Raw genomic sequence first — 16,216 nt, forward strand, 5'->3', positions numbered from 1 at the left:
TTAAAGACCGTCCCGGATCGACCGCGTGATCTCGATCAGCGTATCGTAATCATTGCTCTCGCCCTGGCGAATGCGCTCGATTTCCTTGAGCACGAAAATGCCCACGGAAATGATGGCGGCCTTCAGCTCTTTCGGCAGTGCGTTTTCTTCCGATCCCAGATCGTCGATGATCGTGGTCCAGAGCCGCATTGTGAAATAACCGGCATCAATGGCTTCGCGCGAACCGGCGCCATTGGCCTTGGCTGCTGCGAGCATGTCAATCGAACGGTCGAAAAGCATCCGTTCGCGGTCCTTGGCGCTCGCCATATCGTCATTCATGACATCTTCGTAGCGCAACTGATACATGTCGTCTCCGCTAGAGCGCCTTTGAACTGACCAAATCAGATCGGCGCTCTAAATGGTTGGTCTTACGCACATCTTATCCGAAAACCGTTTCACACTTTTCGGGATGTGCTCTTATGGGCATCATCTGCGCGGATCGCCTCATGCCACCGCCGTTATGATGCCGCCCGCTTTATTTTAAATAGTTAAGCAGGCTCATGCTCTGAAGCTGAACCGTCAGCTGATACGAGGTCTCGATCTGCGTCTTCAGATTGTTGACGCGGGTCGCCGCCTCGTAAGGATCGACTTCTTCAAGATTGAGAACCGACTGGTTCAGGATCTTCTGCTGTGCGTTGATGCGCGTGACGGCCTGCGAGGTGCGCGACTGGGCGAGACCAAGCGCGGTCTGTTCGGACGTGGTCTCGGCGATGGCCTGCGTCGTCGTCTGCATCGCATGGGTGGTCAGCGCCTGAAAGGCCGAATTGTTGAGACCAATAGTAGAAAACTCGGCCATCATCGCAAGCGACATCACCGTCTTGCGAAAACCGTCGGCATTGGCGCTGATCGATGTATCGGCTGTTTCAGTCGGCGAAATACGGCTCTTGATGACAGTATCCGATGCATCCGACCAGTTGGCGTCCCAATTGGCATCGTTGAACTGGTCAGCATAATCGCCTTCCAGAAACGCCGTCATCTGGTCGGCGGTAATATTGGCGACCTGCGGATCATCCACGCCAAAGCCGAAATGCGCCGTGAAAGCGTCGCGGATAGCCGTCTGCGCCGCGCCGCCCTCGGTATAGTCTGCGAAGGGCTTCACATCGGTATTGACGCCGGAGAAGATATATTCGCCGTTATAGCTCGTATTGAGCAGACCTGTGACGCTGTTCAGGATCGACCGCGCCGAGGCGGCAATGGTCGAGCCGCTCTCGCTGGTGCTGGTGGCGCCGGTGAGATTGGCCAGAAAATCCTGCGTATTGTCGATGATCGCGCTCGTCGCCGTCTGCGTCGTGGTCATGCGCTGCTGCACGAGATTGTTCATGTCCAGCAGCACGGTCAGGCGGTCATATTCCTTGCGCAGGGAAACGCTCTGCCCCGATTTGGTGCCAAGCGCCAGCCCCACGTCGAAGACGGTTCCCGTCGTTGCTTCCTGCTGGGCCTTGACCAGATCGGCCTTGCTCTTGCTGACAAGCGCCCGAAGTGCGGCAGCTGCACCATAGTTGGAAACTGATTGCGCTTTCATGAGCCTCACACCGCCGCGAGCAAATCGTCGAGCATCGCGCTGACCGTCGTCAATACGCGGCTCGATGCCTGATAGGAATGTTCCAGATCGAGAAGCAGCGCCATTTCGGTATCGATATTGACACCGTTGGCGTTGGACATGGCCTGATCGGCCTGGGTCGCTACCGTCTGGTTGTAGTTATATTCGTTGTTGGCCGTCTGACGCTTGCCTTCAAGCCAGCTGACCGAGGACGAACCATAATCCGTCAGGCTCGCATTGGCCTTGAGCCCGGCTGCGGCGTCGAAGGAAAATGGCGTCGAAAATGCTTCGTTCAGCGCCAGCAGACGGTCGGTGAAACCGGCGGCGTTTTCCGCATTATAAACATAGTCGGCGCCATTGGCGCCACCGTCACGCAGGTAGGTCGGGCTGCCGCCCTGCGCGGTGACGAATGCGGAGGAAACCTTGATCGAGCCTGCAATGCCAGAGGTCAGGCCAGCGCCCGGCACTGCTGGCGAACCAGACCAGCCGAACAGGCCGGTTTGATCCGCGCCGCCACTGCCGGACTGGTCCGATTCGGAAAACATGGTGACAAGGCCGCGTGCGATCTCGTCAAGCTGCATCTGGTATTGCGGCGCAATCTGATCGCGCAATTGGAGAAGCCCGCTGAGACGACCCGTGCCATAAGGCTGGTCGAAAGTATCGTGGCTGAGCGGCACGCCATCCACCAGCACGGCATTACCGGCTGTGCCAGCCGTCAGGCTGCCCGATGGCGCAAAGGTCACCGTGCGTGCCGTGGTCTCAAACAGCGTCACGCCATTATCGGCGAAAATGACCATGTCATTGTCGCCGCGCGTCATGGTGGTGATGCCGAGTTCGCCGGAAATCTGCTTGAGGAGCGAATCGCGCTGATCCAGCGCATCGGACACGTCACGCCCGGCGCGCGTGCCGCTGACCACATCCTTATTGACCTGTTCGAACTTCGACAGAAGATCGTTGATACTGGCAACCGACAGCGCGATTTCGCTATCGGCATCCTCGCGCAGCGTCTGCACCTGCTTGGTGCCGTCATTCAGCGCATTGGCAAGCGCCTGCGCCGTCGACACGACGCTATCGCCGAGCGACGAATTGGACGGCGATGCCGCATAGGTCTGGAGCGCATCGCGCAAATCGCCCATCAGCGCCGATGGCGAACCGGAATAATTGTCGGCGGAATAAATCGACGAAAGGCGGTCAAGACCGCTTGCGAGAGCCGACGAAGAGGCCGCCGTGCTGTTGGACTGGATGTAGCGATTGAACAGCGCTTCATCCGCCGAACGGGTGACATTCACATAAAGCGAGCCATAAGGCCCGGAAACGAGGGAAGCAGTGCGGCGCGAATAGTCGGGATCGTTCACGCCAGCAATATTGCGCGAAACAACCGATGTCTGCTTGGACGTGGCCGCAAGCGAACTCTTGGCCGTCGATAGAGCAGAACTAAGTGACATCCTTTTCCCCTCATCCAAATCGCAAACCGCGACCCGTAATGTAAAACACGGCGTTTGCGGGAAAGTCGCCCTTCCCGCAAACGCTCAAACTATCTCTTCAGATTGACCAGAACGTCCATGAGTTCGGAGCCGGTCTGGAAGACTTTCGAATTGGCCGTATAGCTGCGCTGGGCTTCGATCATGTCGGTCAGCTCCTGCGCGATATCGGCGTTTGATTCCTCAAGCGAGCCCGACATGATCTTGCCCATGCCATCGCCCTGCGGATAGCCGACCCTCACCCCGCCTGATGCGGCGCTTGGCGAAAACACGTTGCCGCTCACCACCGTCATGCGGTCGGGGCTGGCCACGGTTGCCAGCGGCAGACGATAGAGCACCTGCTGCGAGCCGTTTTCATAAATCGCAACGACCGAACCGTCCGCGCCCACATCGACGCTTTGCAGCGACGATGGCGCCTGACCGTTGATGGTGGCCTGCGAGATCGTGTAGTTGCCTGTACGCGCCGTCGACGCGCCGAGATTGAGATCGAGCGTACCGCCATTATAGCCGGTCAGATCGACAGAAATATTGCCGCCGGAAACCACCGCGCCCGTCGCGGGATCGAAGGTCAGCGTTCCCGTGCCGATTTCAACATTATCGGCAGCGTTCTTGACCGAGACCGACCAGGTATCATCCGCGTTCTTGGTGAAATAGACGTCCAGCTTCACCGCCTCACCGGCATTGTTGTAGGAGATGAGCGACGTCTTGTGGTTATAATCGCCTGCCGTCGCAGGGGGCGTGTCGGTCGTCGGCAGGTTGACCGTGAAGGTGCCGTTCGTGCTGCCGATTGCCGTAAGGTCCGGCGCATTGACATTGACGATCGAGAGGCCGTTCAGGTCTGGCGCGACATTGCCGTCAGCCGATCCGAGCAGGTAATAGCCCGCCGTATTGACCAGATTGCCATCCTTGTCCGGCACGAACGAACCCGCGCGCGTCAGATAGGTTGCGCCATCCGCGCCCTGCACGAGAAAATAGCCGTTGCCGTCAATGGCAAGGTCGGTCGTGGACGACGTGGAGCGGATGCCGCCCTGATCCGAAATACCGTAACGGACCGAAGTCAGCACGCTACCGGAATTGTACTGGCCGCCACTGCTCGGCAGAACAAGCGAGGAAAACTGCGTTTCGGCGCGCTTGTAGCCGATCGTGCTCGCATTCGCGATATTGTCCGCGACAGCCGAGAGACGGTTGGCCTGGGCATTCATGCCCGAAACACCCGTCCGCATCATACCGTAGAGACTCATTGCCAGCTCCTGAGAATTTTAGCCGAGAATTTTAGAACTTGTTACGATTCTAACGTGCCATGCTTGCGTGAAGCTGTAGCTTCGCGAGTTTTTTGATTTTTTACCGGGCATGCAGCGCAGCTTTTGAGAGACGGAAACCCGTTTTAAAACTGCCCGAAGCCTTGAACGCGGAACACAAGCAAACCATTCACACAATGAACGGGGCACTACTCGATGCTGATGCAGTAGCCGAGGAAGCGCTTGGAATCGATGGGATCGAAACCAAGCTGCTCGCGCAACTTCTTGCGCAGCTTGCTGATGTGGCTTTCCACGACGTTTTCTTCGACTTCACTGTCGAAGATGCCGTAGATCGCACCGAAAATCTGCGCCTTGTTGATGCGGCGACCGCGATTGGCGATCAGATATTCCAGTATGCGGCGCTCGCGGCGCGGCAGCGGAAAATCGACGCCATTGATCTGCGGATCGCGTCCATCGGAGAAAACGCGGATCGGGCCAAGCTCAGTGCCGGTTTCCGCAACGCTCTGCGCGCCTGCGGCGCGGCGGCGGATCGCGTTGATGCGGGCGAGGATTTCGCGCACGTGGATCGGCTTGCGAACGACATCGTCAACCCCGGATTGAAAAAGCTCCAGCGTATGCTCCAGCGAGGGACGGTCGTTAAGGGCGATGACGGGGGCCTTGCAGCGTTCACGAATTCGGGCAGGAAGACGATGCTGGGTTGCGCATTCGCCAATGAGGAACGCTTCGACGGCCATAATATCCTGCCGCGGAACGGTCTCTACCCATTCATCGAAATCTGCCGGTGTGAAGCCCGTCGTCGTGATGCCTTCACGGCCAAACCAAGAGGCATAGCCTTCAGTGACAATATCTCTGTCATCCACGACGACAATCATCGGCCCGCCTTCCGAATCAATATGTTAGCCCAAGCAAGACAGAGGTAACTGGCGGAGTGACTCGGCGACAATGGCAAGAAATTGCCCGCAATAAATTGGGAGGAATTTTAGCATTAACTAATTTTATGGGAATCGTGCAGATTGCATTGCACCCGACAATGATAGTGAGCCGAACCTTAACGATAGATTAACGGCTCACGATGTTTTACGATTCATTACAAGGGGTTAATTATCGCTAACCTAAATTAGTCCCCAATCCTTATGACAATCACTGATTGCAGGGTTGCAAATGGCGTGTATGCGACGCCGCTTTACAACCATTAAAAATTTAATGAATCGCTGATGGTCCAGGGAGGCCGCCCGTTACGCTCCGCAAAATATTTTTGCGTCTGGCGTCCAGTTTCCGAACCCCGTCGCGACCATATTTGCCATCACCCGGCAGACATATCGCTTCTGTGCGGGATTGTTGTTCGGGCCTGCATGATAGCGCGCGACAGCCATCGTCCAGTTGCCTTCACGAGTGTGAAGCTGCTTGAGAAAGCGCGCCGCGTAATCGACATTGAGGCTCGGCATCAGCATGGCTGCGACCGATGGAAATTCCTGCCCGTGATAGTAGTAGTTGATCTGCATGCAACCGAGATCGATGAGCTTGGCTCCCCCGGCGCGCACCTCGGTAAAACGCTTGAGGGCGGCCCCTTGCGACGGCAGAAATTCCGCCCGGCCCTCAATATTCATCGCATAGGGTTGCAGTGAATTCTTGCGCCCGGTTTCCGTCAGGCCGACAGCGTAGAGGATGCCGAGCGGCACGTCATAGCGCGCCGAAGCGCGATGCATTTCGCGCTCGCAGACATTCTCCGCCAGAGCGGCACTGGCGTTACACAACCAGACCGCGACTGCGGCCAGCAGTGCCTGCAACAGTGTCGCGCGCCGCAGTTTCGGAACCTGTCTGCTTGCCGGACCGGTCTTGTCCCGTTTGGCTGGAATCACCATTCTGCCTGCCCTCGCCGCTTGCAAACTGAGCCTGTGCCTGAGATTGCGCGCCATTGCGGCCATCGAAGCCGCCTTGCATATTGAAGGCCTGTTGCTGGCCGGATGATTGCTGTTGCGCGCCGGCCTGCTGCTGGCCAGCGCCTTGCCCCGCCGCTGTGTGCTGCACCGCGCTTGCCGCAGTGCGGTCTGTAACCGTTACGGAGATGCGGGCATCGTCCGCGATACCGGCACTTTTCAGCGCCTTCTCGATGATCGCGCGGTCAGCGGAAAGCGCTTCAGCGGCCTGCGCCTTATCCGCGACCAGATGCACTTCTACACCGTCCGGCACAACGCGGATGCGCGCCGTCACCTGCCCCAGATCGACGGGATCAAGCCGTATTTGAAGCGTCTTCACCGAACCAAAGCTGCGCTCGGAAACCACCTGCACATCCGCCACGCGAACCGCCTGCGGCGTGGCAGTCGCCACCTTGCCATCCACCGGAGCAGCGGACTTGCCAGCGGCTTGCAGCGGCTGGAAGACACCGCGATCAGCATTGCTGGAATTAGCCGGCTGATTACCCGCTGGCTTTTCGGCTTTCAGCAGATCGGTAAGGTTTGCATCGGCATTTTCAGTGGGCTTATCCGACTGCGCGCCATTCGTGTCGCCCGACACCGCCTCGCCGGATTTGGAAGACGGCTTTCCACTGACACCAGGCTGGAGATTCTGAGCTGCCTCGGCCTTCCGCCTCATGTCGCTGACGGTATCCGCTCCGACCTCAGCACCCTCGCCTTCAACAGCGTTCGGATTCATGTCATCTGATTGCGCCAAAGCAGCTATTCCAGCCTTTTTCGCGAGATTTTCTGTGGCGGAATTGTGGCTTTCGCCGTTCAAATTGGGCATGTTGGCGGCCAAAGAAAGGACATTCTGTGTCACGGCCCAGTTTGTCCCTTGCGTGGACGCATCCGCTTTCTGCTCATCCTGCTCATCGCTGAGCGCAGTATCGGCGTCATCGCCCTTCGCGACCGGTTTGCCATGCGGCTTTTCCAGAAGCGCGCCAAACAGCTGCGACGGCTCGGAATTTTCCTGCCCATCCACATTTGCCTTGCCTTGCCCATTGCTTTGCTGGGGCGCCAGACTGCGGGTCGGCGACGCCATCCGTCCGGCCTGACCGAGCAAAATATCCACGCTCATTGAATGGTCTCCCCTAGCAAGGCGTCGATCTCGGCAAGCTTGCGCCGGGCATCGTCCATGGTCTTCTGCAAATCGTCTGTTGGCTGCGCCGGTGTCGGGTTCCAGCCCGCAACCGGCGACGAAGCCGGTATTGCGGCGGGCGCGGTAACGGGTGCGTCCGCCACTGCCATAGCAGGCACCTTGCGGTCCTCCACAGCGGGTTCAGGCGCTGCTTTTGCTGGCGGCAGTGCGCTCGGCGCGCGGGTCACGACCGAGCCCACCGTCTCGGCTGCCTTCAACAGTTTGCGGTCAGGTTCCTGCAGGCGATCAGGCGAAATCTGCGACAGTTCACGCAAGGCGCTGCCCGCCGAATCGGAGGCGACATCGCTTGCCGCCGCATAGAGATTGGCGCGGGTCGGATCGGCTTTGAGTCGGTCGGCGAGCTTGCGCGCCTCCGCAGACATGAAACGCGCCCGCTCCGTCTGGCCGTCCACCAGAGCGCCGCGCGCAATCTGGAGATAGAGCGAATATTGCATCACCGGATCGGCGGCTGCGATCAGCTTTACCAGTTCGGCATTGCCGATGCGGTCATTGAGCTTGAGCGCCGCGCTGACGAATTGTCCCATGAAATCACGCATATAGGGCGAGCGGGGAAAGCGCTGCAGATAGTTGCGCGCCAGCATCCGGATCTTTTCCGCATCGCCAAGCTTGGCTGCAATCGGCATCGAACGGCGGATCGCCGCTTCCTCGAACAGCGTGCCCGGCGCTTCGAGCCGCACCTGATCAAGCCGCAGCAGCGCGGTCGCCGGATCGAAGGCTGTCATCTGGCTTGCGGTCACGAGCACGATGGAGGCTTTCAGCTCCGAAGGCACATCCGGCGACAGCGGAACGGAGAACAGCTTGACCACTTCGATCATCTGCCCGGAGGCATAGGCCAAAGCACCCTTGACCAGTTCCTGCGGCACGACATCCGACTTGAAATCGGCCAGAACCTTGCGCACCGCGTCGGGATTACCGCCATTAAAAAGATAGATGATCGCCGCATAAATGTTTTCGGGATTATCCCATGCTTCCTTCGGCGCGCGCGCCATGTCGGCGCTGATGAAAGCCAGAAGCTTGTTCAGCATGACCACGGCTTCCGGCTTTCCCGCCACCACCTGATCCTGCAACATGCGCAGCGAACGCACGAGCTTGTAAGGCTCAAGCACCGGCAAGGCTGCGCCCGCGCTGCCGCCCTGTTGCGCCTGTGCAAAGACATGCACCGGCGCTCCGGCCAGCGGCAGGCTCATGGTCAAGGCAATCATCAGGGAGCGCTGAACAAGCCGCTTCATGGGGCAGACTTGAGGAAAATATCGATGCGGCGGTTTTCAGCCGCATTCGGGTCATTGGCGATTTTCGGCTGGCGGTCGGCATAGCCTTCAACGCGCAACACGCGCTTTTCATCCAGCCCGCCGCGCACCAGCATGTAATAGGCCATCTGCGCACGCGCCGACGACAGACGCCAGTTGTCATAGCTTGCGCTTTTGAACGGGCGCGAATCGGTGTGACCGCTGATGATGACTTCGCCGGGCTGGCGGGAAATCACCTGCGCTATGCGTTCCAGCATCTGCACCACGCGCGCATCAGGCTTGGCGGAGCCGATTGTGAACATGCCGTAGTCGATCTTGTCGGTCAGCTGGATCATCACCCCGCCATCCACCGGAACCACCGTTACATCCGGCATCGGCTCAGCCTTGCTGCCCGGCCTGGCCGCAGTGGACTTTTCGCCTTCCGCAGCCTTTTTCAGTTCCGCAATGAGCTGTTCCTGATCTTTTGCAGGCGCTTCAGCGGGTTTTGCTTCCGGCGTTTCCGGCTTGGGCGGCGTGGAGGGCGCGGCATTCGGCGGCGTCAGCTCGTCCACGGCCTTGCTCGACCAGTAATCCGGGCTGAAAGGATCACGATAGGCATCGCCGCCATCGGCACCTGTGGCAGGGCCGGATTGCGACGTGCCGCCGTCACCCTTGGCAGACTGATTCTGCAACACACCGGTTTCATGCGCCAGTTCCGACAAAACCGCATAGGGCTCACGGAAAAGCTGGCGCTCCTCCTGCTCGCTCGGCGGCACGGTCGTGGCGTCGTTGATGACCTTGGTGCTGTTTTCGACCTGCTGGTCGCTTTCATAGCGAACCTTGCCATCCTTCTCATCGACATCCTGCACGCCCTTGGGGCTGGAATGCCGGTCCATCAGCTTGACGGGATTAAAATAGCTGGCGACAGCCGCCTTGGTTTCCTCATTGGCGGCATTGATCAGCCACATGACGAGGAAGAACGCCATCATGGCGGTCATAAAGTCGGCATAGGCAATCTTCCACACGCCGCCATGGTGGCCGTCATGGTCGTCATGCCCGCCACGGCGAACAATGATGATTTCGCGCTTGGTTTCGGGATCGATGCTCATTGGACCGCAGCCTTCAATTCATCAAGAAGCGGCGCGATGCGCGTTTCTAGCACCCGTTCGCCAAAGGAAAAGGACAATTCGTCCGACGCATTTTCGACAAACCGGCAGCCGGAGGGCAGCAGCGCTGCATGGTCGCGTATCGGGGCCAGCAGTCCTGCCGGACCGGAGATTTCCGGCGCTTCGCCTTCCAGCGCCAGCGCCGCAATGCGGTGGGCAAATTCTGCAACCGCGTCCTGTTCAAGCTTTCCGACGAGAAGCGGCGCTAGAATCTCGGCAATCTGGCCGGAGAAGCTCTGTTCCAGCGCGGTCAGCGCTTCGGTCAGGCTGCGCGCCAGCAACAGCGCCTGCTCCCGCGAAAACGCGGCGCGAAGATTTTCGATTTCCGTCTCATGCTCGCGCAAAAGCCGGGCTTTCTCAGCTTCGTAAAGCGCCTCGGCTTCTTTATGGCCTTCCTCGCGGCCAAGCGTATGGCCTTCGGCATGACCGTTTTCAAAGGCGGAGCGCTTTTCTTCCTCGGCTGCGATGAGGGCCGCCATTTCCGCCTTTTCGGCAGCGGCAAGCTTATCCGCAAGGGCCGCCGCTTTCGGGTCAATTGCTTGGGTGCGACGGACCGGCTCCGGCTTCAACGGTTGTGACGGCGCAGGGGCGGCGATGATCTCCACAGCCTCATCCGCCACGCGATGGGTCGAAAAATCAGGAAGGTAACGGCTGAGGGAGAGCGCGCTCATTATCAGGCAGCCTCAAGCTCCGGTGCATCGGCCCGTTCAGCATGGACAGGCTGCTTCACGGCGTTTCCGTTGATCCACTGCTTGAGAACGGCGGCAACGCGCTCCTCATCCATCTCGATCATCTGTTCCAGACGAAGCTTGGCGGGCATGCGCATGCGCTGGCGTAAATCACTGAGGCTGGTCTTCATCTGGTCGGCATAGGCTTCCGGCCCGCCGATCACAGCCTGCTGGCCCTCGCTGCCTGCTTGTGTACCGACGAAATTCGGCGTGGCAACCTCACCCGCTTCGCGGATGGCGACTTCCGTGCCTGCCGGTTTCGCGGTCTGGTCACGCAGCAGCGGACGCAGGCCAAACCAGATCAGAAGACCAACCGCGGCGAGGATGGCCAGCGCATTGACATAGCTTCCGCTTTGGCGCAGCAGCGTATCGGTCCATGGCGCCGAAACCGGCTCCATATCCGCACCAGCCGGATCGAGGAAGTTGACGGCGGTTACATTGATGACATCGCCGCGATCCGCATTGAGACCGGCAGCCGTGGCGACGAGATCGCGAATCTTGGTGATCTGCTGATCGACGAAATTGGCAGGCGGCGGCGTGGTGCCAGCCGTTTGCAGCAGGCGGGCCTGATCAATGACGACGGCAATCGACAGGCGCTTGACGGAATAACCGTCGCTCACCGTCGCAATCGTCTTGCTGTTCATTTCGTAATTGGTCAGTTCCTCACGGCGGTCGGTCTTTTCCGACGAGGTCTCGCCATTGCGGTTCTGGATTTCTTCCTGCGGGATGTTCTGTTCCACACCCGTCGCGTTGTTATCGCGGTTGTTGCGGGAATCGCCGCTTTCGCGCACCACGCGGACCGAACGTTCGACACGCGATTCGGGATCGAAGGTCGTCTCGTTGATCTGGCGGCGATCAGTGTCGAGCGTCGCCTGGACGCTGGTCTGGAAATGGCCAAGACCGAGATAGGGCGCCAGCGCCTTGCGGATGCTGTCGTCCACATTACCGGCAACCTGCTGTTCCAGCGAGGCGGTCATGAGAGCCGCGCCATTGGCGGCCTCGCCAGCGGAGGCGAGAAGCCGGCCATTGGTGTCGAGGACGGTGACCGACGATGCATCGAGCGACGGTACGGCGGCGGCAACGAGCTGGCGAATCGACTGCGCCGATTCGGCGGCAAAGCCGCCTTCCGCGCGGATGACCACCGAAGCGGACGGCTTCTGGTCGCCACGGCGGAACGAGCCTTTTTCAGCCAGAACGATGTGCACGCGGGCGGCCTTCACGCCGCGAATCGCCTGAATGGTGCGGGCGATTTCGCCTTCAAGCGCGCGAACGCGGGTGATTTCCTGCATGAAGGAGGTGAGGCCCAGCGAGCCCATATTGTCGAACAGCTCGTAACCGGCATTGTTGGAGGTTGGCAGGCCCTTTTCGGCGAGATACATGCGGGCGGTTTCCGCCTTGCCGATCGGCACCAGAATGGAGGAACCATCCGACTTCACGTCGAAGGGAATGCCCGCTTCGCCGAGTGCCAGGCCCATGCGGTTCACGTCATCGCGCGACAGGCCGACATAAAGCGTCTCATAGGATGGACGGCTGAGATAGAAGCTCGTGTAGAGGATCGCTCCCATCAGGGCGGCCCCCACAAGCCCGAGCGCAACAAGCTTGCGCACGCCAAGCTTGCCAAGCGTTCCCTTGAGCTGTTCGATCAATTGCTGGATATTCTGCTGCATCGACACCACCGCCATCATGATGGATGCAAACTAGACCGCGAAGCTTGCGCGAAAGTGGCGGCTGATAAAGCACGTGCTTTCTGAACGCCGAAACGAAGCGGGGCGCGGAATTGATCCCGCGCCCCTTTTCCGCCCAAAGACATCCGGTCCGATCAGGTCGGTCCGGATGCGAACCCCTGATTTGCCTGAGAACTCGCGAGAGCCGGTGACCCGCCTCTCCGTTTTATCTACTCAGTTATCGATTAGCCGCGGAACAGCGACAGGATGTTCTGGTTCGACGAGTTGGCAATCGACAGAGCCTGAACGCCAAGCTGCTGCTGAACCTGGAGAGCCGACAGACGTGCCGATTCCTTGTTCATGTCAGCATCAACGAGCTGGCCAACGCCCTTTTCGATCGAGTCCGAAAGACTCGAAACGAAATCCTTCTGCATGTCGATGCGCGACTTTGCGGCACCGAGTTCTGCAGCCGAAGTTGCCATTGCGCCAAGAGCAGTTTCGATGTCAGTCAACAGGTTGTCGAATGCCGCACCTTCGTCGGCAGCGGTATAACCCGTAACGCCAGTCACGTCGCTGACGTCAATGTCGAGGATCGACGTGGCAGATGCGGCACCGTCTTTGTCCAGAACGCCAGCAGCGGCAGTATTGGTATCGATCAGGCGCGTAGCGGAATAGTTTACCGAAATTGAGCCAGTCGTCACCTTGCCGGATGCATCACGGTTATAGGAAGTGATGACGTCGAGCTTGGTGCTGCCGGTAGCAGTCGAATCCGAGGTCAGCAGGTTCGAACCGGCGTAGTTGGCGCCAGCGACATTGTCCTTGAGCTGAGCAACATAGGTTGCAATTTCGCTCTGGATCTTGGCGCGATCTTCCGTGCCGGAGGTCTTCGCGAGAAGAACCTTCTGCTTGATCTGATCGACGACTTCAATCGCCTTGTTCATAGCCGTGTAGGCAGTGTCAACCTTGCCAGCGCCGAGGCCGAGGGAATCCTGAACGACGGAGTTAGCCTTGTTGTCCGAACGCATGGTCGTTGCGATGGACCAGTAAGCGGCGTTGTCGGATGCACCGGCAACCTTGAGGCCCGTCGAGATACGGTTCTGCGTTGCTTCCAGCGACTTGTTGGTCGTGGAAAGGGTCTGAAGTGCAGTCAGAGCTGCCGAGTTGGTCAGAATGCTAGCCATTATTTTGCCCCTTGGGAAAAATCAAACAGAGGGACAGGCCGGACTTACCGGCATAGTGGAGCGGCATCATGCCTGTCTCCGCTCTCGCAGAGACCCACCATGTGCCGACGTTTAAAACCCAAATATTAAAGTAATGCTAATTTATTTTGCCGAATTTTACCGATCTCTCAGATTTTGACGCCGAATTTTGCCGGACGCTTTGGCAACTGTTCCAAATCGGGTCAGGAGAACGAGCGAATCAGGCTTCCGACCAGAATATTCCAGCCGTCGATCAGCACGAAGAACAGAATCTTGAACGGCAGCGAAATCACTGTCGGCGGCAGCATCATCATGCCCATGGACATGGTGAGCGTGGCCACGACCAGATCGATCACCAGAAACGGCAGCACGATCAGGAAGCCGATTTCAAAGCCGCGACGAAGCTCCGAAATCATGAAGGCCGGGACCAGCACGCGGAAATCCACAACACCGTCCTCGCCGGTGCGGAAAGACGGATCGGCAAGGTCTTCGAACAGGCGCAGATCCTTGTCACGCACCTGACCCATCATGAATTCGCGAAAGGGCTGCGAAATCTCGGTCAAGGCTGCCTGTTGCGTTATCTCGTTACGCATCAGCGGCTGCAAGCCATTGTTCCAGGCGCGGTCGAAGGCGGGCGCCATGACATAGAAGGTCATGAACAGAGCGAGCGAGATCATCACCATGCTGGCAGGCGCGGTCTGGAGACCAAGACCCGAGCGAAGCAGGGAAAAGGCTATGGCGAAGCGCGTAAAGCTCGTCACCATGATCAAAAGGCCGGGCGCGATGGACAGTACGGTCAAAAGACCGAAGAGCTGGACAATCTGGCCGCTGGCCGCACCGCTGCCTGCGGGTAGCAGATTATCCAGCGTCAAGGCCTGTTGGGCCTGTGCCGAAACGGTGAGTGCGAGCGTCAGGAGAACGCCTGGACCAAGGAGTTTTTTCATTCTACGACCAGTGCCGAAAGAAAGACCCGGTCCACCGCGCCTTCCGAGCGCAGGCGGGCGCGTTCTTCGAGATCGGCGCGCAGATAGGCAAGCCCTGCCGCGCCTTGCAATTGCATGAGATTGACACTGCGCAGGAAGCTCAGAAAATCATCGCCGACATTGGCCGCCATGGCCGCCGGTATTTCATGACCGGGCTTGGCGACCAGCGAAGCTTCCAGCCGTACCCAAGTGTTCTGCGGAATGCCGAGATTGGTGATGATCGGCTTTAGCGGCACAACCGCGCCGATGGAGCGCGATTCGAAATCGCCCGGCTTCGGCTTGTCTTCCCTGGCCGTGGTCTTGGCAAGCGCCTGCTGGTCGGCGGAAATCATCCCGCCCAGATACCAGCCGCCACCGGCGGCGATTGCGGTAAGAGCAACGACCGCCGCCAAAAGCCCCATCATGGAGCCTTTGGCCTTGCCGTCTTTCTTGTCCAGTGCCGTGTCGCTCATCGATGCTCAGCTTTAAAAAGGAGAAACCTGATCGAGAATTTGCTGGCCGTATGGCGGCTGCTGCACCTCGCTCAACCGTCCACGACCACCATAGGAAATGCGGGCTTCGGCGATCTTGTCGTAGGAAATGGTGTTGGAACCGGAGATATCCCGCGGACGCACGACACCGACGACATTCAGCACACGCAACTCATTGTTCACGCGCACTTCCTGCGAGCCGCGAATGATCATGTTGCCGTTCGGGAGCGTATTGGTAACGATGGCCGCAACCTGAAGACTGATATCCTCGCTGCGCTTGATTGTGCCCTTGCCCTTGGACGAGCTGTCCGAATGGGTGTTGATGGAACCGTCCATGTCGCCGCCAGCACCGGCGCCCGTGCTGCTGCTGGTCGCGAACGAGCCGCCCGCGCCATAAATGCCTTTCGACACCCGCTCGCGATCGGTCTTGTTGTCGAGATTGGCGCGGTCATTGATGGAAATGATGACGGTGAGCACATCACCCGGCTCGGCCGCGCGCGGGTCCTTGAAGAAATTGGTCGAGCGCTGGTTCCAGAGCGAATAATCCGGCTTGGCCGGACGCGACGGATAACCATTATATTGCGGATTGTTGTTCATGCCGAGATTGGCGGCAACCGGCGACAGGTCCGGCGCACGACCGATTTCTTCCGGCTTCATGGCGCAACCGGCCAGAAGCGCCAGAGCGGTGGCGGCGAAAATGGTCTTGTTCATGCGTCCTGTCATTGCACCGTATTCCCGGTTTGCGCCTGAGCGCGCTGGTCCTTCACCGCCGGTGGCGTTGCGCCCGTGCGCTGCGATCCGACGATGATGCGTGCGAGCTTTGCTGCCTTTTCCGGCGGCATTTCATTCAGAATGATGCTCGAAACACGCGGGTTGAGCTTGAGGATCAGGGCTGCCGCCGCCTCATCGCCGATCATGGCCATCTGGGCTGCCGCTGCATCCGGCTTCATCTTGGAAATGATGTCGACCAGCGAATCCTGCGCCTTGCTGACGAACTCGTCGCGGCGCTTCAGCCACATCTCGTATTCCTTGCGCTTTTCTTCCAGCGCCTGCATCCGCTCGTCCACCTCGGCCTTGAGGTCGGTGAGCTGCTTGGCCTGCAACGAATAGCGGGCGTCTGCGGCCTGATTGTCGATATTGCCGCAGAACTTGCGGATTTCATCCAGATTGCCGAGGTTCGCAGGTGGCGCGGAAACAGGAACCGCCGCCGTTGGGGCCACAGTTGGCGCTTGCGGTGCAGGCGATGCCACCTCCTGCGCCAATCCCGGCAAGGCGCTGGCAAAAAGCAGCGCCAAAGCCGAACCGGTGCGGATTGCCAGTTTCACGATCATGTCTGCTGTCATCCCC

General features: G+C 59.1%; 16 protein-coding genes. All 16 read right to left on the bottom strand.

Translation table 11 applies throughout. The features are described from left to right. The 16 genes from flaF to D8666_RS13675 all read right to left on the bottom strand — a co-directional run bounded on the left by flaF (position 1) and on the right by D8666_RS13675 (position 16,212). The gene (gene flaF, locus D8666_RS13600; protein WP_109367878.1) at positions 1-345 is read right to left on the bottom strand and encodes a flagellar biosynthesis regulator FlaF; all 345 of its coding nucleotides are present in this window, start codon (positions 343-345) and stop codon (positions 1-3) included. A 169-nt stretch (positions 346-514) separates the two neighbouring features. Further along, positions 515-1,561, bottom strand: coding sequence for a flagellar hook-associated family protein (locus tag D8666_RS13605; protein WP_109367879.1), 1,047 nt, complete (start codon positions 1,559-1,561; stop codon positions 515-517). Positions 1,562-1,566: 5 nt separating this feature from the next. After that, the gene (gene flgK / locus D8666_RS13610) at positions 1,567-3,024 is read right to left on the bottom strand and encodes a flagellar hook-associated protein FlgK (protein WP_109367880.1); all 1,458 of its coding nucleotides are present in this window, start codon (positions 3,022-3,024) and stop codon (positions 1,567-1,569) included. Between the two features lie 89 nt (positions 3,025-3,113). Continuing rightward, the gene (locus D8666_RS13615; RefSeq protein WP_109367881.1) at positions 3,114-4,301 is read right to left on the bottom strand and encodes a flagellar hook protein FlgE; all 1,188 of its coding nucleotides are present in this window, start codon (positions 4,299-4,301) and stop codon (positions 3,114-3,116) included. 206 nt (positions 4,302-4,507) lie between these two features. Beyond that, positions 4,508-5,191, bottom strand: a complete 684-nt coding sequence (gene ftcR / locus D8666_RS13620; RefSeq protein WP_109367882.1) for a flagellar transcriptional regulator FtcR — start codon at positions 5,189-5,191, stop codon at positions 4,508-4,510. Between the two features lie 363 nt (positions 5,192-5,554). Then, complete coding sequence (locus D8666_RS13625; RefSeq protein WP_319080433.1) at positions 5,555-6,025, bottom strand: transglycosylase SLT domain-containing protein; 471 nt, start codon at positions 6,023-6,025, stop codon at positions 5,555-5,557. 40 nt (positions 6,026-6,065) lie between these two features. After that, a complete protein-coding gene (fliK, locus tag D8666_RS13630; RefSeq protein WP_121538374.1) occupies positions 6,066-7,352 on the bottom strand; it encodes a flagellar hook-length control protein FliK in 1,287 nt (428 codons plus the stop codon). Further along, positions 7,349-8,662, bottom strand: coding sequence for a chemotaxis protein (locus tag D8666_RS13635; RefSeq protein WP_121538376.1), 1,314 nt, complete (start codon positions 8,660-8,662; stop codon positions 7,349-7,351). Before D8666_RS13635 ends, fliK begins: the two co-directional genes overlap by 4 nt. Continuing rightward, positions 8,659-9,768: a flagellar motor protein MotB gene (locus tag D8666_RS13640; RefSeq protein ID WP_109367885.1), complete on the bottom strand. Its 1,110-nt coding sequence runs from the start codon at positions 9,766-9,768 to the stop codon at positions 8,659-8,661. The genes D8666_RS13635 and D8666_RS13640 overlap by 4 nt, the downstream gene beginning before the upstream one ends. Beyond that, positions 9,765-10,496 carry a hypothetical protein gene (locus D8666_RS13645; RefSeq protein WP_109367886.1) on the bottom strand — a complete coding sequence of 244 codons (732 nt, stop codon included), beginning with the start codon at positions 10,494-10,496 and terminating at the stop codon, positions 9,765-9,767. The genes D8666_RS13640 and D8666_RS13645 overlap by 4 nt, the downstream gene beginning before the upstream one ends. A gap of 2 nt (positions 10,497-10,498) precedes the next feature. Beyond that, positions 10,499-12,235 carry a flagellar basal-body MS-ring/collar protein FliF gene (gene fliF, locus D8666_RS13650; RefSeq protein ID WP_121538501.1) on the bottom strand — a complete coding sequence of 579 codons (1,737 nt, stop codon included), beginning with the start codon at positions 12,233-12,235 and terminating at the stop codon, positions 10,499-10,501. Between the two features lie 227 nt (positions 12,236-12,462). Then, positions 12,463-13,398 (bottom strand): flagellin N-terminal helical domain-containing protein, encoded by a 936-nt coding sequence (locus tag D8666_RS13655; RefSeq protein ID WP_121538378.1) that lies wholly within the window; start codon positions 13,396-13,398, stop codon positions 12,463-12,465. Between the two features lie 221 nt (positions 13,399-13,619). Next, on the bottom strand, positions 13,620-14,360 hold the full coding sequence (gene fliP, locus D8666_RS13660; RefSeq protein ID WP_121538380.1) for a flagellar type III secretion system pore protein FliP: 741 nt from the start codon (positions 14,358-14,360) through the stop codon (positions 13,620-13,622). Continuing rightward, complete coding sequence (locus D8666_RS13665) at positions 14,357-14,851, bottom strand: flagellar basal body-associated FliL family protein (protein ID WP_121538382.1); 495 nt, start codon at positions 14,849-14,851, stop codon at positions 14,357-14,359. Before D8666_RS13665 ends, fliP begins: the two co-directional genes overlap by 4 nt. Before the next feature lie 12 nt (positions 14,852-14,863). Further along, positions 14,864-15,592: a flagellar basal body L-ring protein FlgH gene (gene flgH, locus D8666_RS13670; RefSeq protein ID WP_371830820.1), complete on the bottom strand. Its 729-nt coding sequence runs from the start codon at positions 15,590-15,592 to the stop codon at positions 14,864-14,866. Then, entirely contained in the window at positions 15,589-16,212 is a 624-nt protein-coding gene (locus D8666_RS13675) for a MotE family protein (protein ID WP_235858966.1), read from the bottom strand. Before D8666_RS13675 ends, flgH begins: the two co-directional genes overlap by 4 nt. Positions 16,213-16,216 lie beyond the last annotated feature (4 nt).

It is taken from the genome of Ochrobactrum soli (assembly GCF_003664555.1).
GTDB classification, from domain to species: domain Bacteria; phylum Pseudomonadota; class Alphaproteobacteria; order Rhizobiales; family Rhizobiaceae; genus Brucella; species Brucella teleogrylli.

Coding starts and splice junctions, on each gene's coding strand:
- flgH (WP_371830820.1), bottom strand. CDS start 15,592: ATGACAGGACGCATGAACAAGACCATTTTCGCCGCCACCGCTCTGGCG.
- D8666_RS13645 (WP_109367886.1), bottom strand. CDS start 10,496: ATGAGCGCGCTCTCCCTCAGCCGTTACCTTCCTGATTTTTCGACCCAT.
- D8666_RS13615 (WP_109367881.1), bottom strand. CDS start 4,301: ATGAGTCTCTACGGTATGATGCGGACGGGTGTTTCGGGCATGAATGCC.
- D8666_RS13605 (WP_109367879.1), bottom strand. CDS start 1,561: ATGAAAGCGCAATCAGTTTCCAACTATGGTGCAGCTGCCGCACTTCGG.
- flaF (WP_109367878.1), bottom strand. CDS start 345: ATGTATCAGTTGCGCTACGAAGATGTCATGAATGACGATATGGCGAGC.
- D8666_RS13640 (WP_109367885.1), bottom strand. CDS start 9,768: ATGAGCATCGATCCCGAAACCAAGCGCGAAATCATCATTGTTCGCCGT.
- D8666_RS13665 (WP_121538382.1), bottom strand. CDS start 14,851: ATGAGCGACACGGCACTGGACAAGAAAGACGGCAAGGCCAAAGGCTCC.
- D8666_RS13635 (WP_121538376.1), bottom strand. CDS start 8,662: ATGAAGCGGCTTGTTCAGCGCTCCCTGATGATTGCCTTGACCATGAGC.
- D8666_RS13675 (WP_235858966.1), bottom strand. CDS start 16,212: ATGACAGCAGACATGATCGTGAAACTGGCAATCCGCACCGGTTCGGCT.
- D8666_RS13625 (WP_319080433.1), bottom strand. CDS start 6,025: ATGCATCGCGCTTCGGCGCGCTATGACGTGCCGCTCGGCATCCTCTAC.
- D8666_RS13655 (WP_121538378.1), bottom strand. CDS start 13,398: ATGGCTAGCATTCTGACCAACTCGGCAGCTCTGACTGCACTTCAGACC.
- ftcR (WP_109367882.1), bottom strand. CDS start 5,191: ATGATTGTCGTCGTGGATGACAGAGATATTGTCACTGAAGGCTATGCC.
- fliK (WP_121538374.1), bottom strand. CDS start 7,352: ATGAGCGTGGATATTTTGCTCGGTCAGGCCGGACGGATGGCGTCGCCG.
- fliF (WP_121538501.1), bottom strand. CDS start 12,235: ATGGCGGTGGTGTCGATGCAGCAGAATATCCAGCAATTGATCGAACAG.
- flgK (WP_109367880.1), bottom strand. CDS start 3,024: ATGTCACTTAGTTCTGCTCTATCGACGGCCAAGAGTTCGCTTGCGGCC.
- fliP (WP_121538380.1), bottom strand. CDS start 14,360: ATGAAAAAACTCCTTGGTCCAGGCGTTCTCCTGACGCTCGCACTCACC.